Below are 26,208 nucleotides of genomic sequence, written 5' to 3'. Positions count from 1 at the left end.
CTCCTGAAGGTCCGGAGGCATCGATTGGCCGTGATCTGAGACCGTCCGGCGGGAAGCCGGCGTCTACCGACACACAGATCGCAGATCGCCGGGGATCGGGCCGCTCGGCGCCCTGAGGAACTGTGCGACAGCCTCGTCAGGAGCCATAAAACAACAGACGCCTCCGGCGATCCAGAGGACCGCTCTGCCAAGAGATTGTGAGCGAGGGGGGTCCTTGTCTTTCTCGGACCCCTTCACGTTGTCGCCGCGAGAGGCGACAACGCAATCACCAAGGATGCGTCAGGTCGTCATCACGCTCATTGACGCTCCAGCTGCTCATCGTGAGCAGGCAACGTGTCGCTCAACAGTGCCTCGCGTATGCCACGCGGGAGTAACGATTGCCGCATCGTCGCGGCCAACGTCAGCTGGTACCTGCTCCCGAGCTGCCCTCAGACGGACGGGCACCTACACCGTTCACAACTGAGAGCGGTCCGAAGGTCGTCGAATAGTCGACCGTTCCGAGCGGATTGTCGGAGGTGGTGCTCGACCCGCTGACTTCCTCCTGTTCGAGGAGTTGCCCGGTGGATGGGTTGATCACGAACACCTTGCCGGTGCTCGGGTCCTCGATCGCTGTGCCTGATCGACCGAGCGCGTCTGTCACCGTGCCGACGTTCTCGACGCCGGGGAGCTGGGCAAGCAGGTTATAGAGCGCGGGGCCGAGGAGCGCTGGTCCTTGCGGCGCACCCAGCAGGTTCTCCGCGATGTCGAACTGTGCCGAGACAGGGCAGACGGCTCCGGGTGGGAAGACTTCCTGAGCGTCACCTGCCTTCGATGGGCACCGGCCGCTGGCCGGAAGCACCTGTCCAATGTCGTTGACGCGGCCCGCCGCGATCAGTGCGCCGAGCTTCTCTGGGTCGGTTGGCAGGGAGACGATGACCTCGCCGCTCTTCGCCGATTCGTCGAATGTGTTGAGTTGCGACAGGACGGGATAGGCACAGAGCTGCAGTGACGGCGAACCCGCCGCTTGCCACGCTTGTTCCTCGCTCGGAGAGCCGAAGGTTCCGGTCCCATCCACGCTCTCTTGAAGACCACCAGCGAAGTCATCGTTCTGCCACTCCTCGCGAAACAGCGGTTGGGTGTACGCGAAGGCTGTCGAGGTCGTTGGCTGCGACGGGGAGGTAGTTGTCGCGGAATCGGACGGAGCAATCGTGCTCGCAGGCGTCGAACTGCCAGCAGAGCCCGCGGAGACACTCGCTTGTCCGGAAGCGACCGTCGTCAACTGACAGGTTGTACGACTTGTGACGATGTTCTTTTCGTAGAAGTACTGGCCGGGCGCAAGCGTCGGAACGCTCGTCGTCTGCGCAGCGACCTTCGCGGCGTCGGTCAAGAACACAACGACGCTGGCATGGGACGGTGACTGGCTGTGTCCGGTCGACGCAGCCTGACGCGGGGAGGATGGTTGGGGAACGTCGATTGCAATGATCAAGGCCGCCGCCGCGCACGCGGCGAGCAACGCACCAGCGGCCATCCGTCGCCGCTGACGTGAGCGCCGAGGGTGCCACGCGACGCGGGCTTCGTGGCGCGATGTCGCCAGGATTGACGAGAGCAGGGCGTGGTCATCCGCTGACGCCTCGTCGCCCGAGTCCGATCGGGCCGGATTGCGCACGGCAAGGTCGTCGAGGACGTTTGGCGACTTCATAGTGACTCTCCTTGAATTGACAACGAACTGGTCTCACCGGCGCGAACGGCCCGGATCACGGGCGTTTCGTTCGGACTGCTCTTTGACAACCGTCTGGCATCCGAGGTCGATTGCGATTCCGGCGCGTCTTCCAGTTCAAGCAGTCGAAGAAGACGGCGACGCGCTCGGTGGACGCGGACTTTGAACGTGGGCAGAGAGCATCCGAGAACGAATGCGGCGTCCGCTGCACTGAGCGACTCCCAGGCGATCAAGCGCAGCACCTCCCGATCGGATTCGCTCAGACGACGAAACGCAGTGGCCCAACTATCCAGCTCGACGACTTCCTCGCTCGGGTCTGGTCCTACCGGTTCCGGTGCGAGGCGAACTGGTGCCCGCTCCTCCGATCGCGCCAGCGACCGCCGCCAGTTGCTCACCTGAAACGCGGCAGCGCGATACAGCCAGGGCAGCGCAAAAGCTGGCACGTCGTCCAGATTCCGCCAAGCGACGAGGAACGTATCGGCCACGATGTCTTGTGCCGAGTCGTCGCCAACGCGACGGCGTGCATAGGCAAGGACAGGCGCTCGGAACGCGTCGAAGATCGCGGTGAAGCGTTGCTCGTCGGATTGTTCGCTCATCACTCCACTTACATCCGCTCGGCCTCAGAAGTTACAGGCGACCGCAGAATGCGCTCGGAGTTGTTCCGAACCGAGTCCGCGCGGTCACGGCGGCGTTCGTCGTCTGTCTGAATCGCCGCCAGAGCCAGCGCGCGGAGACGCGGCCTGAGGACGCGGGCATCACCGGGGCCGCGCCCCGCGCCCCCGTTGCCGACGGGTCCTCGGGCGGACGCGAAGAACGTCCTGCCCTACATTTTCGACCTACCTGAGATTTCGCCGGTTCCGGCGGCCCGCCATGTTTGGGAACTTGTGCCAGAACTTGTCGCGTACCCTCGGGCCAGATTGTTCGCCCGCTGAGCACCGCCCAGGGCTCGCCGTGACGAATCGCGACCGGCGTCTCGACGTCGAGTCCGGCCGGTCGCTGAGCGGGCCGAGAGGCGAAAGGGCTTTGCGACTGGACGGGGCCGAGGAGGATCCTCCTCGGGCGGGCCGAAACCGTCCAAGCCCTCGACCCTCGAGAGATACCAAAGTGATGGAGAAGCTACGCCGCGTTGGCAGCGTCCGTTCTGGCGCGCTCGACCCCGAGCACCTTGGTCGAAGTCGAGGGGTATGGAGTCGGTGTAGGTGACCTCGAGCTCGATGGGTGCCGCAGCCTCGTGGATCGCCGCTTCGTCCGCGTCGGGACGCAGCCGGATGGCAGCTGTCCAGCGGCCGTTCTCGAATCGCGCGCTGAACCTGGCGATGCCGTTGAGACGTCGACGAGCGAACCGGTGTGCCAGCCAGCCGTCCACCTCGCCGGCCGCCTCGCCCGGGCCGGGCGGCCAGAGCGCCTCGAGGTAGTCGCCAAGGTCGCTCCCCGTCGTAAACGAGGGCCGATGATCCCCCGGCGTCGCTCGCCCGTAGAACGAGTCGATTCGTTGCTGCGAGTGGCAGACGTCGATTAGTCGAAGCCTATGGCGGCCCCTCGGCGAAGGGCCTCAGGCTGCCATTACTCCTCCTGTTGACCCGAACCACGATCGTCACGCGACGCAGGCGCATCGTCATTTGGCATACCCGCGAGCAGAGAGGTCGGATCATGGAAGGTACTGGCTCGGACAGCGCACTCCTCGGGGGCGCCACTTCGACGCCCTCGGGCCGAGGCGGAGTCGCTTCGTTGTTGGCGCCCTCGACGATGCTGATGCCTGCGGCCGGGCGCGGCGAGGCGAGCCGAGCCCGCTTCGACCGTCGCGTGATCGTCGTCGCATTGACGCTGTTTTCCGTGCTTATGGCGTTCTCCGCACGCTACGGGTTCCACCGCGATGAGCTCTACTTCCTCGACTCCGCTCGGCACCTACAAGCTTCTTACGTCGACCAGCCCGTCTTCACGCCACTGATCGCCAGGCTCTCGCTGGCGCTGTTCGGACTCTCCCTCGTCGGCCTGCACCTATGGGCGGCGCTTGCCGGCTTCGGCACGGTCATCCTCGGCGGGCTGCTCGCTCGTGAGCTCGGCGGCGGCCAGCGCGCTCAGCTGATGGCCGCAATTGGCGTCGCCACCATGCCGGCGCTGCTCGCCGCCGACCACCTCACCGGCCCGACCGCCTTCGACGTGCTGGCCTGGTCCGGGCTCGCCCTGATCGCGGTGCGCATCGGGCGCACCGGCGATCCCCGCTGGTGGCTGGCCGGCGGAGCTGTGGTCGGGCTCGGGCTCACCAACAAGCACAGCATCGCGTTCCTCGCCCTCGCGCTCATCATCGGCACCGTGCTATCCGGGGGTTGGCGACTGATGTGCAACCGCTGGTTCGTGGCAGGCGCGGTCCTCGCCAGCGTATTCACGATCCCAGATCTCGTCTGGCAGGCAGGACACGGCTGGGCGACGGTGACGATGACCCGCAATCTCAACGTCGAGAACGGCGGAGCGGGCAGGATTGCCAACTTCGTCGTCGGCCAGGTGATCATGGCCTCGTTGGCGCTCGTGCCGGTGTGGGCGACGGGGGTCCGCTTCCTCTGGCGCTCAGGCCGACCGGCGTGGAAGGGCCTCGCGTGGGCGTACGCCCTGCTGCTCGTCTTCTTCGCCCTCACGACCGGCTCGAAGATCTACTACCTGCTCGGCGCCTACGTCTACCTGCTGGCGGCTGGCGCCGTCGCCCTCGAGGGCTGGCTCGCCGTCGGGCATCGATTGCGCAAGCTGCTCGCCGCGACGGCCCTCACAACGGTCGCTGCTGTGCCGCTCGTCCTTCCGGTGCTGCCGGCCGACGACATCGGATGGACCTACGGCGTCAACCAGGCTCTTGCCGAGTCAGTCGGCTGGCCCGGATTCGTCGGCACGGTTGCCGCCGCTTGGCACGGCCTTCCCGCGGCGACTCGAGCGCGATCGGTGCTCATCGCCCAGAACTACGGCGAGGCCGGGGCGATCAACGAACTCGGCCACTCGAGTGGGCTGCCCGTCGTCTTCGGAGACCAAAACAGCGGGTGGTGGTGGATGCCCGCCGGGATGCGCCCCGACGCGGTCGTCGCCATCGCGCCCGGGCCGGGAGATGTGACCGGTTTCCGGGGTTACTTGCTGGGTTTCTTCTCCTCGGTGCGCACCCTGGCGACGGTCGCCAACGATGCTGGGCTGCACAACCAGGAATGGGGTGGCCACATCTACCTCTGTACGGGACTGCGCCATTCCTGGCCCTCGGTCTGGCAGGCGCTGCGTCACTACGGCTGAACGTGATCGCGACCTGCTGACTAATGAGGCCACTCGTCATGAGCGGTTCGACACAGGTACTGGCTCGGCGATGCGCCGCGAGGTGCACAACACGCGTTCGTCATTGAGCAGAACCGCATCAGCACCACCGATCGGGTGATGTCACCGGGCTGGACCCACCAGTCGCCTCGACGTAGACGGCTGAACGAGTTCTCGACGAGGTTGGTCGCGTAGGCCGGCGCGTAAATCAGACGAATGGGTGTAGAAGCAGCGCAAGCTTGCGGAACGTCGCGATGCCCGCGAATACGCGATCTGTGTGCCATCGTGGTCCGCCACGGTGGCCGTGTCGTTGGTCGGTTCCTGGTTCATGTCACACCGCCTCAGGACTGATCTGGCAACGGTCGCCTCCGTCGAGCGGGTGGAGGTGGTTTTCGCCGTCGAGCAGTTGGCGGAGATGTTGTCGAATCATGGGCCATTCTGCGGCGATGATCGAGTAGTAGGCCTTGTCGCGGATCGTCCCGTCGAGCGCTGGCATGTGGGCCCGCCGAATTCCCTCAGCTCTCGCACCGATCCTTTCGATGGCGGTGCGAGACTGGACATTGCACGCGTCGGTCTTGAGCGTCACCCGGCGAACGCCCCAAGCCTCAAAAGCGTGGGCGAGCATGAGCAGTTTTGTCTCGGTGTTGACGCCCGTTCGCTGGACGCTGGCCGCCAGCCACGTCCCGCCCACCTCGGCAGCACTAGGCCGCAACCCGGTCTGCATCCTCGTGCCGTGCCACCGGGTGGTCGGTGCCGGCGGAAAGTTGACGGGGTATGCCGGAGGACTCGCTCGCAAGCAACGTCTCCTCGATCTCGAGGCCGAGGAGCTCGGGTGGCCCTGGCGGCTGTTCTGAGATGCGACCTCACGTTTCGCATCGGCCGGGCGTCTACGGACCGTGACCGACAAGCAACCCTTCTCTGAGGTGGTCTCGGTGCACGGCCCGACCGTCCTGCGAGTGTGCAGGACCATCGTCGGCGCGGTGGACGCTGACGATGCCTGGTCCGAGACCTTTCTTTCAGCGCTGCGGGCGTACCCCGGTCTCCCGGCCGACGCCAACGTCGAGGCCTGGCTCGTGACCATCGCCCACCGCCGCTCCATCGACATCCTGCGCAAGACCAAGCGCACCCCGACGCCGGTGGCAGAGGTCCCTGCGACGACCACCGAACTCGACCTCGGCGGCGCACTGGACCTTCCTCAGTTGCTCGCCCGGCTCCCAGACCGACAGCGGTCCGCCGTCGTCTACCACTACCTCGGCGGCCTTCCCTACGCGGAAGTCGCCGCCGTGATGGGCGGGAGCACCGTCGCCGCACGCCGGGCCGCAGCCGACGGAATCGCCAACCTCCGCACGGCCCGCACGGCCCGCACATCCAGACACGAGACGGAAGGACCGGTGTAATGACGATGACCATCGAACAACCAGACAAGGACCTCGCCGAGTTGTTCGGCCCATCGCCTGGTGAGGACGAGCTCGCGCCGCTGTACGCGCAACTCGTCGACCGTGCCGATTCCGAGGGGCTGCTCGACCTCGCCTACCGCACACTCGACACCCCGGTCGGCGCCCTGTTGCTGGCCGCTACCCCGGCCGGCCTCGTCCGGGTCGCCTACGAGCGCGAAGGGCTCGACACGGTGCTCAACACCCTCGCCGACAAGGTCAGCCCGCGGATCCTCGAGACCCCGCGGCGGCTCGACGAGGTTGCCCGCCAGCTGGACGAGTACTTCGCGGGACAGCGGACAGCGTTCGAGCTGTCGATCGACCTCAGCCTGTCGGCCGGCTTCCGCCGTTCGGTGCTGACGTACCTGCCGGCGATCGCCTACGGCGAGACGGCGAGCTACCAATCCGTCGCCGCCGCGGTGGACAACCCGAAGGCGGTGCGGGCGGTCGGCACGGCCTGCGCGACGAACCCGTTGCCGGTAGTCATCCCGTGCCACAGGGTCATCCGCTCGGATGGGCAGCTCGGTGCCTACCTCGGCGGGGCGGAGGTCAAGCACCAGCTGCTCGACCTCGAGGCGCACCGATGAGCCCGGCCGCCGAGACGGCGTCGGCGTACCGTCGCCGCGTCGACGGCGCCGACTGGACGGCGGTCGCAACCGAACTCGACGAGCTCGGTTGCGCTCTCCTTCCGCGGCTGCTGACCGCAGCCGACGCCCGGGACCTCATCAAGCTCTACGACCGCGACGACGCCTTCCGCTCGACGGTGGTGATGGGGCGCCACCGCTTCGGCGAGGGCGAGTACCGCTACCTGGCTGCGCCGCTCCCAGTGGCCGTCAACGAGCTGCGCCACGCGCTCTACCCGCACCTGCTCCCGATCGCGCGGGACTGGTACGAAAAGCTCGGGCGTCCGACGCCGTGGCCGGACACATTTGGCGAGTGGCTCGACCAGTGCCACCGCGCCGGGCAGACAAAGCCGACGCCGCTCATCTTGAAGTACGGGCCGGGCGACTGGAACGCCCTTCACCGCGACCTCTACGGCGACCTCGTCTTCCCGCTGCAGGTGGTCATCAACCTGACCGAGCCGGGCAAGGACCACACCGGCGGCGAGTTCCTCCTGGCCGAGCAGCGGCCACGAGCGCAGTCGCGCGGCACATCAACGACTCTCCCCTACCTTCAGGGGCTGGTCTTCACAACCCGGGATCGGCCGATCGCCACCCAGCGCGGCTGGTCGGCAGCACCCGTCCGCCACGGCGTCTCGGTGGTGCGCTCCGGTCGGCGCTTCACGCTCGGCATCCTGCTCCACGACGCAGCGTGATGACACCGCCGACGAGGGCCTCCGCCCTGAGCTGAGCGGTGACGCAGTACCTGCTGATCGTCGACAGCCGCTATCCGTCCGACGACGGCGTGAACGGGCTTCCCGGGGAGTCGTGGTCGAGGACGAGGCCCATCCCGATCGCGTCCCACAGCTGGCCGTTGTTCCGCCGGTAGTGCCGGCGGAGGACCGCCTCTTCGGCGAAGCCAAACTTCCGGTACAGCGCCTGCGCCGCGGTGTTGTGCGGCCACACCTCGAGCACGACCTTGTGGGCGCCGCGCTCGCGCGCCCAGGCGATCCCCGTTTCCATGAGCTGCGAGCCGACACCCCGGCGCCGCCACGCGGCGTCGACCAGCATCCCGAGCTCGGCGAGCCCCCGGGAGAGCTCCATCCCGAGCACGCCGATCAGGCGCCCACCGTGGTGAGCAAGGAAGGTCTCCTGGTCGGCCGAGTCGAGTGAACGCTGGAACCGCTCTCGGCGCGCCTCCTGGTCGAGCGGCGCCTCGCTCCCGACCCACTTCCCCTCCGCGGCGACCTCGGAGAAGAGGCTGAACCAGCCCGCGAAGTCCTCGCTCGCAGCGCTCCGGATCTCGACGCCCTCCACGGCACGAGTATGGGCCCGCGGGCCGTACCGCGACGTCCGGCTCAGCCCGGCGCGCCCTCGCCGCGGGCGCGCCGCTCGGCGTCGTGCTTGTCGAACATCCCCTGCGCGGCTGCACGGCGGAGCTCGCTCAGCTCGGCGGTGCGCTCGCTCACCCAGCGGTAGGAGTCCTCGCGGGCGCTGTTCGCCCCGCTGAAGTGCGGCATCACGTAGCGGGCGTAGAGCTCGTAGGAGCGCTTCGTCGCCTCCCAGTCCGCCCAGTTGTGCGCCTGCAGGAGGACCGCGCCGAACTCGCCCTGCTTGTCCTGCAGCTGCTCGATGCGGGCGATCGCGTCGTCGGGGGTGCCAATCACCGCGATCTGCTGCTCGATGTACCAGTCGACGGTGTCGGCCCCCTCGGGGACGAAGATCCGCGGCATGTTGTTGTTGAAGTAGTCGACGAAGGCCTTGAGGCCGAAGCGGACATCGAGCGCGGCCTGCTCGCGGCTCTCGGCGAGGTGCATCAGCACGACGAGGCGGAGGCGGCTGGGGTCCATCTGCCGCCCGTGCTCGGCGGCGACCTCGCAGGCGATCTGCCAGTTCACGGCCAGCGCGTCGAACCCGGCGCGCTCGCCCGCCGCGACACAGAGCATCCCGAGGTCGTAGCGGCCGGCAAGGCGACCGCCGGAGGGGGTGACCGCACTCGCCACCGCGACCTCGGGGAAGGGGCGGGTGTAGGGGAGGAGGTGGAGGCGTGCGTCGTGCAGGGAGTACCAGTCGGTCTCCTCGGTGACGACCTCGCCGCGGAACAGGCGCAGGATCACGTCGAGGGACTCGGCCATCCGGTCCCGCTGCACCATCGGGTCGATGCCGAGCATCAAGGCGTCCGAGGCGAGCAGCCCAGGGCCGGCGCCGAACATCACCCGCCCGCGCGTCATGTGGTCGAGCTGGACGATGCGGTTCGCGACCATCAAAGGGTTGTGATACGGGAGGGAGACGACGCCGGTGCCGAGGCGGAGATGGCGGGTGCGGGACGCCGCAGCAGCGATGAAGAGCTCGGGCGAGCTGATCGTCTCGAAGCCCGCGGAGTGGTGCTCGCCGATCCACGCCTCCTGGAAGTCCAGGCGGTCGAGGAGCTCGACGAGCTCGAAGTCCCGCTCCAGACAGAGCGTCGGGTTCTCGTGCGCCTGATGGAACGGGGCGAGGAAGATGCCGTGACGAAGCGGGGTGCTCACCGCCGCCTCCCCCGCCTCACCGGTCCCTCCGCGCGCCGCCGACGGAACGTCGCAGGGCCGTGGCGCGCCTCATCGGAGAGCCGATGGTAGAGCGCCGCCGTCGGGTGTGTCGCCGGCCGCGCGTGCGCGGTCGCGTTCCTGCTCGCCGAGCACCTGCTCGAGGAGGGTCTCTGCCGGCTCGTAGGCCGCGTCGAGGGCGAGCGCCGACCGCAGCGAGGTGATGGCGTCCTCCACCCGCCCGAGGTGCAGCTCGCAGAGGGCGGCGTTGTACCACGTGTTGGCGCGTGGGCCGGTCCGCTCGATCGAGCGCCCGAAGTACTCGAGCGCCGCCGCGTACGCGCCCGCCGGGGCGAGGATCGCCGCGATCCCGTAGGCGAGGTCGGTGTCGTCGATCGGGAAGTCGTGCAGCCAGGTGCGCCCGAGCACCCGCGCCAGCTCCTCGAGCTCGGCGTCGTCGAGGACGTCGTCCTCCTTCGCGAAGCCGTCGACGCTGAGGCGGAGCAGGTAGGGGTCGTAGCCGCCGAGGCGGAGGACCGCCAGGTGCTCGGCGTGGACCGGGCGACGCTCCCCCTCGCCGAGCGCCGCCTTCACCAGCAGGTAGATGTCCTCGGGGCCGGCCTCGCCGACGACGCGGGCGTAGCAGCGGCGCAGCGCGGCGGCCGGCGCCTCCTCGCCGAAGCACAGCGCCGCGACGAGCAGCGCCGTGGGCGGGGCCTCGGGAAGCAGCACGCGGCGCGGCGCGGCGGCGCGGGCGAGGATCGAGAGGTCGACGGGGAGCGACATCGAGCCCCCGTGCACGCCCATCGCGATGAGGGCGCCGGGGCGGTGGGCGGTGGCCCCGCCGGCGGGGAGCACCGCGGGGCCGGGGCGGACCGCCGGGTCGGCCTTGATCGCCTCGTCGACGGCCGAAGCCTCGGGGTTGGCGAGGGGGACACGGCCCGGCCGCTCACCGATCAAACAGAGGAGGCGGCCGCCCGAGAGCCGGAGGAAGGTGTCGAGGGTCCGCAGCGCGTCGGCCGGGAAGAGGAAGCGCCCCTCGGGTCGCGCGGCCGCGCACTCGCGGAGCAGCCCGTCGATGCGCGCCTCCTCGTAACGCCCGGGCGGGACCTCGACGGGCGTCGTCGAGAGGAAGACCCGGCGGAAGAAGTCGGGGTCGCCGAGCTCGGGGAAGGGGGTCTCGGCACAGGTCGTGACGAGCTCCTCGCGAAGCGCTCCCCCGGCCGTGGTGAAGAGGTCCTGGGGGATGACGTCGAAGAGGTAGTTGGCGACGAGGACGAGCGGGTTCACCACCTCGTCGAGGGGCGCGCCCGAGCCCTCGCGGCGGAGGGCCGTCGAGGTGCCCGCCTCGAAGTACGCCCAGTCGACCTCGCCCGCGGCGATCAGCGGGGCGAGCATCGGGTGGGCCGGGTAGCTGGCGATGTTCTCGGCGACGCGGTCGGTGAGGACGTAGACGACGTGGAAGGGGGCGAGGGCCTCCCGGTCGAGCGCCAACAGCACCTCGAAGGCGAGGCGTCCCGAGCCGGAGCCGACCTCGACGACGTAGAGGGGGGCTGCCGGGTCGACCGGCCCCATCACCCCGGCGCGGCAGTCCGCGACGAAGGACTCGATCAGGCGGGCATAGCTGCGGGCGAGGATCGGGCCGGTGGTGAGGGTGTGGGGCACCTCCCCCGAGGCCCACGCCTGCTGGCCGGCGCCCTCGTAGTAGCGGTTCTGCGCCCGCCAGAGCACCGACTGGGAGAGCGGACGGGCGCTCTCGAAGATCTGCCCCTCCGCCCCCGCAACACCGCCAGGGAACCCCGCCACCTGCCCGACCTTAGAAGAGGCGGGCGGCGGTCACCGCCCGGCGGGGACTCCGAAGGGGCTTAACTCGCGCGACGCGTTGGCGAAGGAGGCGATCGCCTCGAGCAGCGCCGGGTAGCGCTCCTCGTCGATCTCGGCGAGGATCGCGCGGATCGCACCGAGGCGTCCGCGGGTGACCTCCTCGACGAGGAAGCGGCCGTTGTCGGCGAGGGCGACCTGCACCTCTCGGCGGTCCTCGACGGAGCGGTTGCGGCCGATGAGCTGCTTCGCGACGAGCCGGTCGCAGAGCCGCGTCGCCGTCGAGGGGCTGACGTGCAGCGCCTCGGCGAGGGCGGCGACGCGGCTGCTCCCCGACTCCGCGAGCACGACGAGGGCCCGGTACTGAAGGACGGTGAGCTCTTCCTGGGCGGCGAGGGTGCGCGCCGCGATCTCGGCCATCACCCTCGTCACTTCGAGGAAGGCCTCCGACAGCTCCGCAAGCAATCCGTCGGTATCAGGGAGCGGGGGCATCTCGTTTCTCACCATACGCTTGCACGCCTGATGAGGATTTGCACGGGAACCGGCTACACATTTCATGTCTGTCGCGTCATGTCTGTCGCGCTGTTCCCTCGCGGGTGATCTGTATAATCGATCATACGTATTCTTTAAAACAGTTTGACAGATAGACCCAGTAGGAGCACAATGGTTCCAACGCCACAGCAGAGGAGGTGACAGACAATGACCAACGCCAACAACGAATACAGCAACCGGGTGTTCGAGACCGCTCGTTTCGGGGCCTACATCCCGAACGACCCCGAGCTCGAGGCACGGAGCGGCGGCACCAACTACGCCGGCATCCGCGACATCGCCCGCAACACGCTGCGTTCCACCTGGGAGGTACTCGCCCTCGTGCTGCGCAACGACTCCCCCGAGACGTTCTGACCCCGCCGCTACGCCGCTCGCGCAGTCCCGCCGCCGACCGGCGGCGTCACATCCGGCAATCCGACGAGGCTGCGGTACCCCCGCACCCCGTTGGGCGCCGGAGCCGGGCCGGGGACGCCTCCCCACCCGAAGGCTGACAGCTCCCCGCCGCAGCGGGCACCGTGGTAGACCCGATCCCGTGCAGATCGGTGTTGTCTTCCCCCAAACCGAGATCGGGAACGACCCCGGCGCCGTACGCGCCTACGCGACGGGCGCCGAGGAGCTGGGCTACCGCCACCTCCTGGCCTACGACCACGTCGTCGGCGCCGACCGCGAGGTGCACGAGGGGTGGTCCGGCCCCTACGACCTGCACAGCACCTTCCACGAGCCCTTCGTCCTCTACGGCTACCTCGCCGCCTTCACGAGCCTCGAGCTCGTGACCGGGATCATCATCCTCCCGCAGCGCCAGACCGTGCTCGCCGCCAAGCAGGCCGCCGAGATCGACCTGCTCACGGGGGGCCGCTTCCGTCTCGGCATCGGCCTCGGGTGGAACGCCGTCGAGTACCAGGCGCTCGGCAAGGACTTCTCGGACCGCGGCGCGCGCGTCGTCGAGCAGGTCGCGCTGCTGCGCCGGCTCTTCACCGAGGAGAGCGTGAGCTTCGAGGGGCGCTTCGAGACCGTGCACGGCGCGGGCCTCCGCCCGCTCCCGGTGCAGCAGCCGATCCCGATCTGGTTCGGGGCCAACAGCGAGCCCGCGCTCCGGCGCGCTGGCGCGCTCGGCGACGGCTGGTTCCCCCAGCGCAAGCCGGGCGACGGCCTCGAGGAGGCGAAGGCGATCGTCGACGGGGCGGCGAGCGACGCCGGGCGCGCGCCGGGCGACCTCGGCATGGAGGGGCGGGCGCGCGTCGACGACTCCCTCGCCGAAAGCGTCGCCGCCTGGCGGGCGGCCGGCGCGAGCCACCTCTCGCTGAACACGATGGGCACCGGCCGCGGGGACGTGGAGGGCCACCTCGAGGCGCTCCGCGAGGCCCGCTCGGTGCTCGATTGAGGGCGCGGCGGCCGCACAACAGCGGGCGCCAATGAGCACTCCGGGCGCCGCGCTGCCGCCAGCCGTCGCGCCGGCAGAGGAGCGTCCGCTCTACTCGCGGCGCAAGCGCTGGACGATCTTCGCCACGGTCTCGGTCAGCCTGATGATGTCCTCGATCGACCAGACGATCGTCGCCACGGCCTTCCACACGGTCGGCCACGAGCTGCACTCCTCGGTCGCCTGGACGGCCTGGACGATCACCGGCTACCAGCTCGGCACGATCCTGGCCCAGCCGGTGATGGGGAGGATGAGCGACCAGTTCGGCCGGCGGCGGGTCTTCATCGCCTGCATCCTGATCTTCACCCTCGCCTCGCTCGCCTGCGGCCTCGCCCCCGACATCTACGTCCTCGTCGCGCTGCGCGTCGTGCAGGCGCTCGGTGGCGGCGGCTTCATGCCCTCGGCGACGGGGATGGTCTCCGACGTCTTTCGCGAAGACCGCGACCGGGCGATCGGGATGTTCACGAGCATGTTCCCGATCGGCTCGTTGGCGGGGCCGATCTTCGGCGGGATCATCATCACCTACGGCTCGTGGCGGGAGATCTTCCTCATCAACGTCCCGATCGGGGCGGTGCTGCTGCTGCTCGCGTTGCGCAACCTCCCCGACGGCCGCGGCCGCTCCGCCCGCCGCGCCGACTTCGGCGGCATCGCCCTGCTCGCCGCGTTCACCGGCGCCCTGATGACGGCGATCACGGTGCTCGGCAACGCCACCGGCACCTTCTCCTCGGCACTGGTCTCCCCGGTCTTCCTCACCTGCGCCGTGGCCTTCGTCGTCTTCCTCGTCGCCTTCGTCCGCCACCTCGGCCGGACCGCCGAGCCGCTCATCCCCCTCAAGCTCCTCTCGACCCGCGCCTTTGGGACGATGAACCTCCTCAACTTCATCTTCGGCGGCAGCGTCGTCGGCTTCGGGGCGCTCGTGCCCCTCTACGCCCAGGTCCGCTACGGCATCAACTCCCTACAGGCGGGGACGCTGCTCACCGCCCGTTCGGCGGGGGCGGTCATCGTCGCCGGCCTCACCTCGTTCGCGCTGCGGCGCATCGGCTACCGCCTGCCGATGGCGGTGGGCTTCGGCGTCGCGGTGTGCGGCCTCGTCCTCCTCGCCATCGGGCCGCCCGCCGTCTCGGTCTACGCCTGGCTCGCCATCGGCTCGGCCCTCATGGGGATCGGCAACGGCATCGCCGCCCCGGCGACGAACAACGCCGTGCTCGCCCTCGCGCCGGGCGACGTCGCCTCGATCGCCGGGCTGCGGGGCTCGATCCGCCAGCTCGGTGGCATCGTCGCGATCTCGGTGACGACCGCCTTCGTCACCTACCACCGCGGCGATGCAGGGGCGACCTTCTCGCACTGCTTCATCGCCTTCGCGGTGCTCATCGTCCTCGTCTCGCCGCTCATCTTCACCGTCCCCGAGCGCCGCGCCGACTGGTAGGACGCGGCCGTCGCTCAAAAGGCGGGCGCCACCCCCGGCGGCAGCGGGACGCGGAAGACGTTCAGGCTGAGGGCGAGCGCCTCGTAGTAACCGGTGAGGTACACGAGGTCGGTGACGAGCTGCAGGCCGAGGGACTCGTGCGCCTGGGCGTACTGCGCGTCGGAGAGATCCCGGTCGCGCACGAGCGCCTGCACCAGCTCGCGGATGCGCCGCTCCTCCTCGGAGAGGCTCGCCGCCTCACCACCGGTGCGGATCGCCTCCACCTCGTCCGCGCTGAGCCCCGCGAGGTAGCCGGTCTCGCGGTGGGCGTACCACTCGAACTCGCTCTTGTGCGCCCGCGCCACCTCGAGGATCGCGATCTCGCGGGCGCGGCCCGAAATCTCGGTGCGGTAGCGGATGGCGGCGCCGAGCGCCTGCAGGATCTCCCCCACGCCGGGATCGACGAGCATCGCGTTGAAGGGGCCGAACAGGCGGCCCTCCTCGTCCAGGCGCTGGATCGCCTGCGGGCCGACCGAGCGGGGGCCGCCGGTGATCGCGTCGTAGACACGGCGCTGGTCCTCGTTGAGCTCTCCCGGCTCGTACCAGTGCAGGCGTCCGTGGTCCATGGTCCGTCCTCTCCGCGGCGGCCTACACCGCTCGCCAGTAGATGATCGCGTCCCGGCCCTCGACGGCGCGCGGGACGCGCCCGATCTCGGCCCAGCCGAGCTCCTCGTAGAGCGCCCGCGCCGGGTTGTCGACGAAGACGAGGTTGAACTGCACGGCGTCGAAGCCGAGCAGCGGCGCCCGCCAGATCGAGTCCTCGCAGAGCAGGCGCCCGATGCCCCGCCGGCGCTCAGGCGCGGCGACGAGGTAGCCGGCGTTGGCGATGTGCGCGGCGCGCCCGGGCGAGTTGGGCTTCAGGTAGTAGGCGCCCGCCAGCTCGCCCCCGAGGCGGGCCGCGATCACCGTCGTCACCGGCCGCACCCAGGTCTCCTCGAAGACCTGGCGGGTGAGCGGCGGGGCGTGCGGGTAGCCCTCGCCTGCCGTGACGACGTCGGCGAAGAGGGAGAACAGCGCCGCGTGCTCGTCGTCGCGCAGCGGTCCGAGGGCGACCGGCGCGCCGTCGCGCGCGCTCCTCGTCTCCTCGGCTGCGGCGCGCTCGCGCATCGGACCTCCCTCGGGGGCCCATCGTGCCAGAGGGCCGGGAGCGGGTGGGCGGTCCGCGCCGGGGCGGCGTTTAGATTGGCGCTGGACAAGGAGGGGAGATGAGCGACACCTCGCACACCATCGCCGCGCTCTTCGAGGAAGGGCGGACCTTCCCCCCGCCGCCCGAGTTCGCCGCCCAGGCGCTCGTCAGGGACCGGGGGCTCTTCGACGAGGCGGCCGCCGACCCGCTCGCCTACTGGGGGCGCCAGGCGGAGGCGATCGAGTGGCGCAGCCCCTTCGAGGAGGTCCTCGACTGGTCGGGCGCGCCCTTTGCCCGCTGGTTCGGCGGCGGCACCCTGAACGTCACCGAGAGCTGCCTCGACCGTCACCTCAGCACCCACCCCGACCGCGTCGCCTACCACTGGGAGGGCGAGCCGGGCGACCGCCGCAGCCTCACCTACGCCGAGCTGCACGCCGAGGTCTGCCGCCTCGCGAACGGCCTCGCCTCGCTCGGGATCGAAAAGGGCGACCGCGTCGCGATCTACATGGGGATGGTCCCCGAGCTCCCGATCGCCCTCCTCGCCTGCGCGCGCCTCGGCGCCGCCCACTCGGTGATCTTCGGGGGCTTCTCCGCCGAGGCCCTCGCCGACCGCATCAACGACGCCGCTGCCAAGGCGCTCATCACCTGCGACGGCGCATGGCGCGCCGGCCAGGTCGTGCCGCTCAAGGAGATGGCCGACGACGCGCTCACCCGCACGCCCACGGTGACCTCGGTGGTGGTGCTGCGACGGACCGGCAACGAGATCGCGATGACCCCGGGGCGCGACGTCGACTACCACGAGCTCGTCACCGACCAGCCGCCGACCTGCGCGGCGGTCGAGTGCGACAGCGAGGACCTGCTCTTCCTCCTCTACACCTCGGGCACGACCGGCAAGCCGAAGGGGATCATCCACACCTGCGCCGGCTACCTCGTCGGCACGGCGACGACCCACAAGATGGTCTTCGACCTCCACGAGGACTCCGACGTCTACTGGTGCACCGCCGACGTCGGCTGGGTCACCGGCCACAGCTACGTCGTCTACGGGCCGCTCGCCAACGGCGCCACCTCGGTGCTCTACGAGGGCGCGCCGCAGCACCCGGCGCGCGACCGCTTCTGGGAGATCGTCGAGCGTTACAAGGTGACGATCCTCTACACCGCGCCCACCTCGATCCGCACCTTCATGAAGTGGGGCAGCGAGCTCCCCGCCGCGCACGACCTCTCGAGCCTGCGCCTCCTCGGCAGCGTCGGCGAGCCAATCAACCCGGAGGCCTGGATCTGGTACCGGGAGGTGATCGGCGGATCGGCCTGTCCGGTCGTCGACACCTGGTGGCAGACCGAGACCGGCTCGATCATGATCTCGCCGCTCCCGGGGATCTCGGTCACCAAGCCGAGCTCGGCGAGCGCGCCGCTCCCGGGGATCGCCGCCGACGTCGTCGACGACGCCGGGCGCAGCCTCGCACTCGGCGAGGGCGGCTACCTCGTGCTCACCGCGCCCTGGCCGGCGATGACCCGCGGCATCTACGGCGACCCGGAGCGCTTCGTCGAGACCTACTGGAGCCGCTTCTCGGACCCGGAGAAGGGGCGTTGGGTCTACTTCGCGGGCGACGGCGCGAAGCGCGACGGGGACGGCGACTACTGGCTCCTCGGCCGCGTCGACGACGTGATGAACATCTCCGGCCACCGCATCTCGACCCTCGAGGTGGAGTCGGCCCTCGTCGACCACCAGGCCGTCGCCGAGGCGGCGGTGATCGGACGCGCCGACGAGGTGACCGGGCAGGCGATCGCCGCCTTCGTCACCCTGAAGGGCGAGCGCGTCGGTGACGAGGCGCTGCTCCAGGAACTGCGCGAGCACGTCGCCGTGAAGATCGGCAAGATCGCCCGCCCCGCCTCGATCGTCTTCACCGACGAGCTGCCGAAGACCCGCTCCGGGAAGATCATGCGCCGGCTGCTGCGCGACATCTCCGAGCAGCGCCAGCTCGGGGACGTGACGACCCTCGCCAACGCCGCGGTCGTGGAGGAGATCGCCGAGCGGGCGCGCCTCGCGCCGGCGACCGAGGACTGACACCGGCGCTCCCGGGCCGGCACCCCCCGCCGGGGGCGGGGCGAAAGTAGCGTCGGGCGCGTGCCGCCCCGCGTCCCGAAGCTCCCCTCGGCGAGAAAGTTCCCCGGCCCGAAGCTTCCGAGCGGGAAGCGGCCCGCGGGGCCGAAGCTGCCGACGGCGAAGAAGCTCGCGCTCCCAAAGGCGGCGGGGGCGAAGCTCCCCGCGGCCAAGCTCCCCGCGGCGAAGAAGCTCGCCGGCCCGAAGCTCCCCGGGGGGAAGAAGATCGCGCCCCCGAAGGCCCCCGGCGCGAAGAAGTTCGCCGGCCCGAAGCTGCCCGGGGTGAAGAAGCTCGCCCCTCCGAAGGCGCCGGGGGCGAAGAAGCTCGCCGCCCCGAAGGTCCCCGGGGGCAAGAAGCTCGCCCTCCCGAAGGCCCCCGCGGGGAAGAAGGTCCCGGTCGGCCGGCAGTCGGCGAAGAAGCTGAAGGGGCCGAAGCTCCCCGCGCAGAAGAAGATGGGGAAGCAGAAGCTCGCCGCGAGACGGCTGAAGGCGCAGAAGAAGCTCTCGGTAAAGAAGCTCACCGGGGCGAAGAAGGCGCGTCTCAAGCACTCCGAGCAGCTGGCGAAGAAGCAGCAGGCCCCCAAGGCCGCGGCGAAGAAGCTCCCGAAGGTGAAGAAGCTCCCGAAGCGGCCACCGGCGAAGAAGCTCGCCCCCCCGAAGGCGGGCGGCAAGAAGGTGGCGCCTCCGAAGATCGCCGCCAAGAAGCTGCCCGCCAAGAAGCTGCCAGCGGCCAAGGCGCTCCCCGGGGCGAAGGACGCGAAGAAGCTCGCCGCGCCGAAGCTCGCGAGCAAGCGCCCCCCGGGCAAGCTGAAGATGAAGGCGATGGCCAAGGGCAAGGCGACGCCGCCGACCAAGGCCGCGCCGAAGCTCCCCGCCGCCGGGGGCGCGGGCGCTGCGGCGGGGGGGCCGGCCGCGAAGCTCCCCAGCGCGGCCAAGGCACCACATGCGGGCTCCGGAGGGCCGCCGCGGCCGCCCGGCAAGCTGAAGATGAAGGCGATGTCGAGGGGCCAGCTCCCGCCCCGCCAGCCACCACGAGCGCCGGCGCCGAAGCTTCCGAGCGCGCCGCGGGCACCGAAGCCCCCGGGCAAGCTGAAGATGAAGGCGCTCGGCGCGCAGGCGCCGCCGCTCCCCTCCGCGCCCGGCTGAGTCAGCCGCTCTTGTCGAGATCGAGCAGCAGCGCCTGCAGGAGGAGCGGCTCGCTCGGGTTCCGCTCGACCCACTTCGCCGCCTCGTCGATGCGCTCACAGGCGCGCACCAGTCCCGCTGCCCGCCTGGGCGGGAGGTTCGGGGCGTCGAGGCGCGCCCGGTAGGCGGCGGCGAGGGTCGCGAGGCCGGCGCGCAGCTCGTCGGTGCGCAGGCGGCGTTGCTCACGGCGGTGGCGCTGTTCGATCTGCTGGCGGCCGGCGATGGTCCGGTCGCCGCGGCGCGTCGCCTCCTCGGCGAGCACCGCGAGCTCGGCCTCCTGGCGCTCCCGCACCACGGCGAGCAGCTGCTCGGCACCGGAGAGGAGCTCCGCGACGGTCCTCGCCACGGTCGCGCCGGTGCCGTCGAGCGCCTCGGGGACCGCCCGCCAGCGCGCCTGGCGCGCCGCGAATTGCGGGTCCGCGGCGATGAGCGAAGCCCGGTCGAAGCGACCGTGCGCGGCGGCGGCCGCGGCCGTGGCGACCCCCGCTTCGACGCCGCCCTCGAGGAGCAGCGCCTCGATGCTGCCCTCGTCGAGCGCCGCGAAGTGCACCGGCACGCAGCGGCTCGCGATCGTCACCAGCTCAGGGGGGAGCGCATCGGCGAGGACGACGAAGACCGTGGAAGCGGGCGGCTCCTCGATCGTCTTCAACAGCGCCGGAGCGGCCTCCTCGACGAGGTGGAAGTCGACGAGGACGACCAGCTGCAGCCGGCTGACGGCAGGTGCCCGCTGGGCGATCCTCGCCACCTCGCGCGCCTGATCGACGCTGATCGCGGCCCCCTGGCGCTCGACGAAGGTGACGTCGGGGTGGCGGCCGGCGAGGACGTCGCGGCACGACGGGCAATCACCGCAGCCACCCTCGGGGCACAGCAGCGCCGCCGCGAAGGCGGTCGCGGCGCGGCGCTTGCCCGATCCGGGAGGGCCGAGGAACAGGTAGGCGTGCAGCGGGCTCGCCGCCGAGGCGGCGAGCAGGTCGACGGCGTGCGGTTGGCCGATGACCCGCCCGAAGACCGGAGGGGCCGGCGTCGCGCCGGCCGTCACGCCGGCACCGCCGGTGGCCCGAGACGCGCCGTGACGACCTCCCGGACGCGACCCTCGACCTCGTCCGGGCTGCCGCTCGCGTCGAGGAGCGCCCAGCCGCGGGGGTCGGCGGCGGCGATCGCCCGGAAGCCGGCGAAGACCCGCTCGTGGAAGGCGTCCCCCTCGGCTTCGATGCGGTCGGCCTCGCTCTTGCGCCGCGCCTTCGCGACCGCGGGGTCGAGGTCGAGCAGCACGGTGAGGTCGGGCTGCAGGCCGGCGGTCGCGAGCTCGCTCGCCACCAGCACGTCCTCGAGGGGGAGGCCCCGCCCGTGGCCCTGGTAGGCGAGGGTCGAGCCGGAGAAGCGGTCGCAGACCACGTCGCGCCCCGCGAGGAGCGTCGGGGAGATCAGCTCGACGACGTGCTGGGCGCGAGCCGCGGCCACGAGCAGCAGCTCGGCGCGCGGTGAGATCACTCCGACCGCCTCCCCGAGGAACAGCGCGCGCACGGCGTCGCCGAGCGCGCTCCCCCCGGGCTCGCGGGTGAGGAGCGCCCCGAGGTGGCGGGCGAGGCGTTCGGCCTGGGTCGACTTGCCCGTCCCCTCACCACCTTCGAAGACGATGAACCTGCCGCGCGACGCCACCGGCGCAGACTACGGCCGGACCGCGACCGCGGGGCCGCCCGCCGGGGTCATTCCGGCGCGGGCGCTGCTGCCTTGCGGACGGCGGCCTTCTTCGCCGTGGCCTTCTTCGCCGCCGCCTTCTTCGCCGCCGCCTTCTTCACGGTGGCCTTCTTCGCCCCGGCCTTCTTGGCGGCGGCCCTCTTCGCCGGGCGCTTCGCGCCCGCTGCCTTCTTCGCGCCCCGCCCGCGGGCCGGGGAGGGCCCAGCGGCGCGCTTGTCGGCGAGGAGCTCGGCGGCGCGGTCGAGGGTGAGACTGTCGGCGTCGTCGCCGCGTCGCAGCGAGGCGTTCACGGTGCCGTCGGTGACGTAGGGGCCGAAGCGCCCCGAGCGGAGCACGATCGGGGAGTTGGTCGCCGGGTCGGTGCCGATCTCGCGCAACGGCGCCGCCGCCTGGCGCCCGAAGCGTCGCTCCTTCGGCTGCGCGAAGAGCGCGAGCGCCTCCTCGAGGGTGATCTCGAGGAGGCGCTCCTCGCCCTCCACGCTGCGCGAGTCGCTCCCCTTCTGCAGGTACGGGCCGTAGCGGCCGTTGCGGGCGACGATCTCCTCGCCGCCCTCGGGGTCGCTGCCGACGACGCGCGGCAGGCGCAGCAGCTGCAGCGCGTTGTCGAGGGTGACGGTCTCGGGGGACATCGACTTGAAGAGCGAGGCGGTGCGCGGCTTGTCGCCTCCACCGGCCTCCCCCGCCTGCACGTAGGGGCCGTAGCGGCCGTTGCGGACGACGACGGTCTCGCCGCTGTCGGGGTCGACCCCGAGCTCGCGGTCACCGGAGGGGGCGGCGAGCAGCTCCTCGGCGCGCGCCATCGTCAGCTCGTCGGGGGCGAGGTCCTCTGGGATCGAGGCCCGCTCCTCACCGCGCTGCAGGTAGGGGCCGTAGCGGCCGACGCGGATGACGACCATCTCGCCGTCGTCGGTGACCCCGAGGGGGATCGAGTTCACCTCGCGGGCGTCGATCGTCCCGAGGCGGTCGAGGACCGCCTGCTGCAGGCCGTCGCCGCCGCCATTGCCGGCGGCGTCAGTCGGGCGGGGCCGCGGCCCGCCGAAGTAGAAGCGCTCGAGCCAGGGGACCGCCTCCTCGGTGCCGCTCGCGATCTCGTCGAGGTCGTCCTCCATGCTCGCCGTGAAGCCGTAGTCGACGAGCTTCGGGAAGTTCGTCTCGAGCAGGCCGACGACGGCGAAGGCGGTGAAGGAGGGGACGAGCGCGCTCCCCTTCTTCCAGACGTAGCCGCGGTCCTGGATCGTCTGCAGGATGCTCGCGTACGTGGAGGGACGGCCGACGCCGAGCTCCTCCAGGCGCTTCACGAGCGAGGCCTCGGTGAAGCGGGCGGGGGGCTTGGTGGCGTGCTCCTCGCGCTCGAGGCCGGTGAGGTCGAGGGCGTCACCGACGGCGAGCTGCGGCAGGCGGACGTCCTCGGCGCGCCGCTCCTCCTCGGAGTCGTCGTCCTCCCGGTAGACGCGCAGGAAGCCCGGCCGGGTGATCACCGTCCCCGAGGCGTGGAACTCCGCGGTCGTGCGGGCGGCCGCCACCGAGCACTCCCGGACCGTCTCGCCGGTGATGCGCAGGCGCGCTGTGACCCCGGTGGCGTCGGTCATCTGCGAGGCGACCGTCCGCTGCCAGACGAGCTCGTAGAGGCGCTGCTCGTCGCGACCGAGCGAGAGCGAGGAGGGCAGGCGGAACTCGTCGCCCGCCGGGCGGATCGCCTCGTGGGCCTCCTGCGCGTTCTTCACCCGCCGGTCGTAGGTGCGCGGCGCGTTGGCGACGGCCTCGGCGCCGTAGAGGGCGGTCGCCTGCGCGCGCGCGGCGCGCAACGCGGTGTCCGAGAGCGTCGTCGAGTCGGTCCGCATGTAGGTGATGAAGCCCTGCTCGTAGAGGTGCTGCGCGACCTGCATCGTGCGCTGCGGGGAGAAGCGCAGCTTGCGCGCCGCTTCCTGCTGGAGCGTCGAGGTGATGAAGGGCGCCGCCGGCGAGCGGCGGTAGGGGCGCTCCTCGACCGCCGCCACCGCGAAGCTCGCCCCCTCGAGGGCGGCGGCCAGCTCTGCGGAGTGCGCGTCGTCGAGGACGAGGACGCCCTCGCGACTGAGCTCCCCGGCCTCGGAGAAGTCGCCGCCGTCGGCGAGCTGGCGATCGCCGAGGAGGCGCAGCTCGGCGTCGAAGGACTCGGCCGCCGCGGTGCGGAACTGCCCGCTGAGACTCCACCAGGCGGCGGAGCGGAAGCGCATCCGTTCGCGCTCGCGCTCGACGACGATGCGCGTCGCGACGCTCTGCACCCGGCCCGCGGAGAGGCCGGCCATCACCTTCTTCCAGAGCACCGGCGAGAGCTCGTAGCCGTAGAGGCGGTCGAGGATGCGCCGCGCCTCCTGGGCGTCGACGAGGCGGCGGTCGAGCTCGCGGGGGTTGGCGATCGCGTGCTCGATCGCCGAGGGGGTGATCTCGTGGAAGACCATCCGCTTCACCGGCACGCGCGGCGCGAGCACCTCGAGCAGGTGCCAGGCGATCGACTCGCCCTCGCGGTCTTCGTCGGTCGCGAGGTAGACCTCGCTCGCGTCCTTCACCAGCGCGCGCAGTTTGCGGACCTGCTCCTGGCGCTCCTTGGCGACGACGTAGAGGGGCTTGAAGTCGTTGTCGACATCGACGCCGAGGCGCGCCCAGCTCTCGCCCTTGTAGGCGGCGGGGACCTCCGCGGCGGAACGGGGAAGGTCGCGGATGTGGCCGATCGAGGGCTCGACGACGTAGCCGCTGCCCAAGAAGCGCGCGATGGTGCGCGCCTTGGCAGGCGATTCGACGATGACGAGGGCTTTCGGCATGCTCCTACCTGGATCGCGACGGAGGCGAAGGATAACGACTGCGTGGGGCGGCGCTGACCACCGCCTCGCCGGTCAGCCCGGCGGCCGCTCCTCGACGGCTCTCGCGAGGATCGTATAGCTCGGGTTGAGCATCGCCACCCGCCCCCCGCGCTCGCCGACGGTCCCCTCGACGAGGAGGTGGGCGCCGGGGACGATGCCGGGGAGGGAGCGGCGCCCCTGGAACACGACGAGCAGCTCTCCGCTCGCGTCGACGAGGACGCACTCGAGGCTCGAGAGCCCCGAGCCCGGCTGCACCCGCACCGCGTGCACCCGCCCGCCGGCGCGCGCCCGCTCCCGCCAGCGGAGGCTCCCGATCGGCGTCGTGCCGCTGCTCGGCTCGGGTGCCGGGAGGGCGCCACCCTCCGGCGCGGCGAGAGGAGCGGTGCCCTCCTCGAGGAACGGGCCGCGCTCGCGCCCCGGGCGGAGGCGGTGACGGCGGCCGAGGAGGAAGGGGACGATCGTCGCCGCCGCGTTCGGGATCTCGCCGACGAGAGCGGCGATGCGCTCCGAGGTGCGGTCGTGGAGGAAGCGTCGGAGCACGCCGTCCGACACGCGCCGCGGCAGCAGCACGGTGACCTCGGTCTCGCCGTCCGCCGCCGCGGCCGCGACGAGCTCCATCGCGGCGCGCCCGAGGCGGCGGTCGGGGCACTCGATCAGCTCCAGCGGGACGCGCGAGATGCCGAGCGTCGACCACTGCACCTCGAGCTCGCGCGCCGCGGTGGTGTCGAGGACGAAGTGCACGACGCGCGGCTCGCCGGCACCGAGGGTCCTCCCGTACTGGAGGGCCCTCGCGGCAGCGAGGTCGAAGGCGCCGATGAACAGGAAGATGACGTGGCGGCGGAGCATCGGCGCCTCGGCGGCGCGGGTGACGTTCTCCTGCAGCTCCGCCTTCTCCTCGGCGTAGACGTGGTGCATGCGGATCAGCACCGCGACGAGCACCGGGAAGAGCACGACCACGACCCAGGCGCCCTCGGTGAACTTCGCGACGGCGAGGATCAGCACGACGATGAAGGCGAGGCCCGAGGCGAAGCCGTTGACCACGAGGCGGTGCCGCCAACCGGGCGGGCGGTGCGCGAGGTGGTAGCGGACCATGCCCGCCCCGGCCATCGTGAAGCCGGTGAAGACGCCGATCGCATACACCGAGACGAGAGAGTTCACCCGCGCCTGGGTGATGACGAGCAGGATCGCCGAGAGGGCCGCGAGGATGAGGATCCCGTTCGAGAAGACCAGGCGGTGGCCGCGCCGCGTCAGCTGACGGGGGAGGAAGGCGTCCTCGGCGACGAAGCTCGCGAGGTTGGGGAAGCCGTTGAAGCTCGTGTTGCCGCCTGTGTAGAGGATGAGCATCGTCGCCCCCTGCACGAAGTAGTAGCCGACCTTCGCGAACAGCCCGCTGCCGAAGACGTAGCGCGCCTCTTGGGAGAGGACTGTCGGGCTGCCGGTCATGAACGGGACGGCGTGGGTCACCGTCGCAAGGAACGAGACGCCGAGGACGAGCGAGCCGAGGGTCACCGACATCACGACGAGCACCCGCCGGGCGTTGCGCCCCTCGGGGGGGCGGAAGGTGGCGACCCCGTTGGAGATCGCTTCGAGGCCGGTGAGCGAGGAGCCGCCGTTCGCGAACGAGCGGAGGATGATGAACAACGACGCCCCGTAGAGCAGGCCGCTCCCGGGATGGCCGGCGGGGACGGCCCCGGCCATGTGGACGCTGTGGTGGTGGAGCTCGCCGAGGGCGCTGCGGACGATGCCGAAGACGATCACGAGCGCGCAGGCGGTGACGAACAGATAGGTGGGGAGGGCGAACATCCGCCCCGCCTCGCGGATCCCCCGAAGGTTCCCGTAACACATGAGCACCACCACGCCGAGGCAGATCGCCACGTTGTAGGGGGAGAGCGCCGGGAAGGCCGAGGTCACCGCGTCGGTCCCCGCCGAGATCTGCACCGCGACCGTGACGACGTAGTCGATGATCAGCGCGACCGCCGCCACCTGGGCGACGCGCGGCCCGAAGTTCTCGCGCGCGACGACGTAGGCGCCGCCCGCCTTGGTGTAGGCCATCACGACCTCTCGGTAGGAGAGGGTGATGAAGATCAGCACCGCGATCACCGCGAAGGTGATCGGGACGAGGAGGCTGAAGGCGGCGACGCCGACCGCCGGGATCAGCTCGGTGAGGATCTCCTCCGAGCCGTAGGCGGTCGAGGAGATGCAGTCTGGGGCGAGCACGCCGAGGGCGATGGGGTTCGCGAGGCGCTCGTCGGCGAGGCGCTCGGTCACGAGCGGCGGCCCGAGGAGGCGGCGCTTCCAACGGTAGCCGAGCGGCTCGGGGAGGACGACGCGCGGCGGCGCCGGTCGGGGGCCGGAGAGCCCGAGCGGTACCGATGGCTCGGACATCGCCGTAGTCTGCCCAATTGCCAACTGACGTGTCAGCCGGCGCCGGCGCCCCGCCCGGCGGAATGAGTTGTGCGCGGCGGAATGGGCGT

Annotated in this window: 23 protein-coding genes; 10 read left to right on the top strand and 13 right to left on the bottom strand. The window is 70.9% G+C overall.

Annotation, left to right across the window (positions count from 1 at the left end; translation table 11 throughout):
* Positions 1-400 precede the first annotated feature (400 nt).
* Together VNF07_10950 and VNF07_10945 are read right to left on the bottom strand one after the other, a co-directional pair.
* On the bottom strand, positions 401-1,678 hold the full coding sequence (locus tag VNF07_10950) for a hypothetical protein (GenBank protein ID HVB06749.1): 1,278 nt from the start codon (positions 1,676-1,678) through the stop codon (positions 401-403).
* Positions 1,675-2,292, bottom strand: a complete 618-nt coding sequence (locus VNF07_10945) for an RNA polymerase sigma factor (protein ID HVB06748.1) — start codon at positions 2,290-2,292, stop codon at positions 1,675-1,677. The genes VNF07_10950 and VNF07_10945 overlap by 4 nt, the downstream gene beginning before the upstream one ends.
* Positions 2,293-3,271: 979 nt before the next feature.
* Here VNF07_10945 and VNF07_10940 point away from each other — a divergent pair.
* On the top strand, positions 3,272-4,960 hold the full coding sequence (locus VNF07_10940; protein ID HVB06747.1) for a glycosyltransferase family 39 protein: 1,689 nt from the start codon (positions 3,272-3,274) through the stop codon (positions 4,958-4,960).
* A gap of 349 nt (positions 4,961-5,309) precedes the next feature.
* Here the strand turns inward: VNF07_10940 and VNF07_10935 are convergent, their stop codons facing one another.
* Positions 5,310-5,669 carry a GNAT family protein gene (locus tag VNF07_10935; protein ID HVB06746.1) on the bottom strand — a complete coding sequence of 120 codons (360 nt, stop codon included), beginning with the start codon at positions 5,667-5,669 and terminating at the stop codon, positions 5,310-5,312.
* On the opposite strand from VNF07_10935, the gene VNF07_10930 reads away from it, so the two are divergent.
* From VNF07_10930 to VNF07_10915, 4 genes are read left to right on the top strand one after another with little or no spacing between them, the layout of a single operon-like run.
* The gene (locus tag VNF07_10930) at positions 5,602-5,832 is read left to right on the top strand and encodes an MGMT family protein (protein ID HVB06745.1); all 231 of its coding nucleotides are present in this window, start codon (positions 5,602-5,604) and stop codon (positions 5,830-5,832) included. The genes VNF07_10935 and VNF07_10930 overlap by 68 nt on opposite strands.
* A 42-nt stretch (positions 5,833-5,874) precedes the next feature.
* Entirely contained in the window at positions 5,875-6,375 is a 501-nt protein-coding gene (locus VNF07_10925) for an RNA polymerase sigma factor (protein ID HVB06744.1), read from the top strand.
* Entirely contained in the window at positions 6,375-6,998 is a 624-nt protein-coding gene (locus VNF07_10920) for a methylated-DNA--[protein]-cysteine S-methyltransferase (GenBank protein HVB06743.1), read from the top strand. The genes VNF07_10925 and VNF07_10920 overlap by 1 nt, the downstream gene beginning before the upstream one ends.
* Positions 6,995-7,726 (top strand): 2OG-Fe(II) oxygenase, encoded by a 732-nt coding sequence (locus tag VNF07_10915; protein HVB06742.1) that lies wholly within the window; start codon positions 6,995-6,997, stop codon positions 7,724-7,726. Before VNF07_10920 ends, VNF07_10915 begins: the two co-directional genes overlap by 4 nt.
* A 70-nt stretch (positions 7,727-7,796) precedes the next feature.
* On the opposite strand, the gene VNF07_10910 is transcribed toward VNF07_10915, so the two are convergent.
* The 4 genes from VNF07_10910 to VNF07_10895 form a co-directional block, all read right to left on the bottom strand.
* Positions 7,797-8,327 (bottom strand): GNAT family N-acetyltransferase, encoded by a 531-nt coding sequence (locus VNF07_10910; protein ID HVB06741.1) that lies wholly within the window; start codon positions 8,325-8,327, stop codon positions 7,797-7,799.
* A 41-nt stretch (positions 8,328-8,368) separates the two neighbouring features.
* Positions 8,369-9,538, bottom strand: coding sequence for an LLM class flavin-dependent oxidoreductase (locus tag VNF07_10905; GenBank protein ID HVB06740.1), 1,170 nt, complete (start codon positions 9,536-9,538; stop codon positions 8,369-8,371).
* 69 nt (positions 9,539-9,607) lie between these two features.
* Entirely contained in the window at positions 9,608-11,341 is a 1,734-nt protein-coding gene (locus VNF07_10900; protein HVB06739.1) for a hypothetical protein, read from the bottom strand.
* A 30-nt stretch (positions 11,342-11,371) separates the two neighbouring features.
* Complete coding sequence (locus VNF07_10895) at positions 11,372-11,848, bottom strand: MarR family transcriptional regulator (protein HVB06738.1); 477 nt, start codon at positions 11,846-11,848, stop codon at positions 11,372-11,374.
* A gap of 207 nt (positions 11,849-12,055) precedes the next feature.
* On the opposite strand from VNF07_10895, the gene VNF07_10890 reads away from it, so the two are divergent.
* The 3 genes from VNF07_10890 to VNF07_10880 all read left to right on the top strand — a co-directional run bounded on the left by VNF07_10890 (position 12,056) and on the right by VNF07_10880 (position 14,748).
* The gene (locus VNF07_10890) at positions 12,056-12,259 is read left to right on the top strand and encodes a hypothetical protein (GenBank protein ID HVB06737.1); all 204 of its coding nucleotides are present in this window, start codon (positions 12,056-12,058) and stop codon (positions 12,257-12,259) included.
* A 178-nt stretch (positions 12,260-12,437) separates the two neighbouring features.
* Positions 12,438-13,286 (top strand): LLM class F420-dependent oxidoreductase, encoded by an 849-nt coding sequence (locus VNF07_10885; GenBank protein HVB06736.1) that lies wholly within the window; start codon positions 12,438-12,440, stop codon positions 13,284-13,286.
* A gap of 31 nt (positions 13,287-13,317) precedes the next feature.
* Complete coding sequence (locus VNF07_10880; GenBank protein ID HVB06735.1) at positions 13,318-14,748, top strand: MFS transporter; 1,431 nt, start codon at positions 13,318-13,320, stop codon at positions 14,746-14,748.
* A gap of 14 nt (positions 14,749-14,762) precedes the next feature.
* Here VNF07_10880 and VNF07_10875 read toward each other — a convergent pair whose 3' ends face one another.
* Positions 14,763-15,353 (bottom strand): carboxymuconolactone decarboxylase family protein, encoded by a 591-nt coding sequence (locus VNF07_10875; GenBank protein HVB06734.1) that lies wholly within the window; start codon positions 15,351-15,353, stop codon positions 14,763-14,765.
* A 22-nt stretch (positions 15,354-15,375) separates the two neighbouring features.
* Positions 15,376-15,894: a GNAT family N-acetyltransferase gene (locus VNF07_10870; protein HVB06733.1), complete on the bottom strand. Its 519-nt coding sequence runs from the start codon at positions 15,892-15,894 to the stop codon at positions 15,376-15,378.
* A 98-nt stretch (positions 15,895-15,992) separates the two neighbouring features.
* On the opposite strand from VNF07_10870, the gene acs reads away from it, so the two are divergent.
* A complete protein-coding gene (gene acs / locus VNF07_10865) occupies positions 15,993-17,975 on the top strand; it encodes an acetate--CoA ligase (protein HVB06732.1) in 1,983 nt (660 codons plus the stop codon).
* 60 nt (positions 17,976-18,035) lie between these two features.
* On the top strand, positions 18,036-19,157 hold the full coding sequence (locus tag VNF07_10860; protein ID HVB06731.1) for a hypothetical protein: 1,122 nt from the start codon (positions 18,036-18,038) through the stop codon (positions 19,155-19,157).
* A gap of 1 nt (position 19,158) precedes the next feature.
* Here VNF07_10860 and VNF07_10855 read toward each other — a convergent pair whose 3' ends face one another.
* The 4 genes from VNF07_10855 to VNF07_10840 all read right to left on the bottom strand — a co-directional run bounded on the left by VNF07_10855 (position 19,159) and on the right by VNF07_10840 (position 26,119).
* Positions 19,159-20,235, bottom strand: coding sequence for a hypothetical protein (locus VNF07_10855; protein ID HVB06730.1), 1,077 nt, complete (start codon positions 20,233-20,235; stop codon positions 19,159-19,161).
* The gene (gene tmk / locus VNF07_10850) at positions 20,232-20,855 is read right to left on the bottom strand and encodes a dTMP kinase (protein HVB06729.1); all 624 of its coding nucleotides are present in this window, start codon (positions 20,853-20,855) and stop codon (positions 20,232-20,234) included. Before tmk ends, VNF07_10855 begins: the two co-directional genes overlap by 4 nt.
* Before the next feature lie 47 nt (positions 20,856-20,902).
* A complete protein-coding gene (topA, locus tag VNF07_10845) occupies positions 20,903-23,695 on the bottom strand; it encodes a type I DNA topoisomerase (protein HVB06728.1) in 2,793 nt (930 codons plus the stop codon).
* A 72-nt stretch (positions 23,696-23,767) separates the two neighbouring features.
* A complete protein-coding gene (locus tag VNF07_10840; GenBank protein HVB06727.1) occupies positions 23,768-26,119 on the bottom strand; it encodes an amino acid permease in 2,352 nt (783 codons plus the stop codon).
* Positions 26,120-26,208 lie beyond the last annotated feature (89 nt).

The organism is Acidimicrobiales bacterium, from assembly GCA_035533595.1.
GTDB lineage: Bacteria > Actinomycetota > Acidimicrobiia > Acidimicrobiales > Bog-793 > DATLTN01.
This window is presented reverse-complemented; position numbering and strand designations above follow the sequence as displayed.

Bases quoted from the DNA above. Each gene is read 5' to 3' on its own strand.
- VNF07_10840 (HVB06727.1), bottom strand. From the start codon at position 26,119: ATGTCCGAGCCATCGGTACCGCTCGGGCTCTCCGGCCCCCGACCGGCG.
- acs (HVB06732.1), top strand. From the start codon at position 15,993: ATGAGCGACACCTCGCACACCATCGCCGCGCTCTTCGAGGAAGGGCGG.
- VNF07_10880 (HVB06735.1), top strand. From the start codon at position 13,318: ATGAGCACTCCGGGCGCCGCGCTGCCGCCAGCCGTCGCGCCGGCAGAG.
- topA (HVB06728.1), bottom strand. From the start codon at position 23,695: ATGCCGAAAGCCCTCGTCATCGTCGAATCGCCTGCCAAGGCGCGCACC.
- VNF07_10950 (HVB06749.1), bottom strand. From the start codon at position 1,678: ATGAAGTCGCCAAACGTCCTCGACGACCTTGCCGTGCGCAATCCGGCC.
- VNF07_10875 (HVB06734.1), bottom strand. From the start codon at position 15,353: ATGGACCACGGACGCCTGCACTGGTACGAGCCGGGAGAGCTCAACGAG.
- VNF07_10915 (HVB06742.1), top strand. From the start codon at position 6,995: ATGAGCCCGGCCGCCGAGACGGCGTCGGCGTACCGTCGCCGCGTCGAC.
- VNF07_10890 (HVB06737.1), top strand. From the start codon at position 12,056: ATGACCAACGCCAACAACGAATACAGCAACCGGGTGTTCGAGACCGCT.
- VNF07_10930 (HVB06745.1), top strand. From the start codon at position 5,602: ATGAGCAGTTTTGTCTCGGTGTTGACGCCCGTTCGCTGGACGCTGGCC.
- VNF07_10920 (HVB06743.1), top strand. From the start codon at position 6,375: ATGACGATGACCATCGAACAACCAGACAAGGACCTCGCCGAGTTGTTC.
- VNF07_10945 (HVB06748.1), bottom strand. From the start codon at position 2,292: ATGAGCGAACAATCCGACGAGCAACGCTTCACCGCGATCTTCGACGCG.
- VNF07_10870 (HVB06733.1), bottom strand. From the start codon at position 15,894: ATGCGCGAGCGCGCCGCAGCCGAGGAGACGAGGAGCGCGCGCGACGGC.
- VNF07_10895 (HVB06738.1), bottom strand. From the start codon at position 11,848: ATGCCCCCGCTCCCTGATACCGACGGATTGCTTGCGGAGCTGTCGGAG.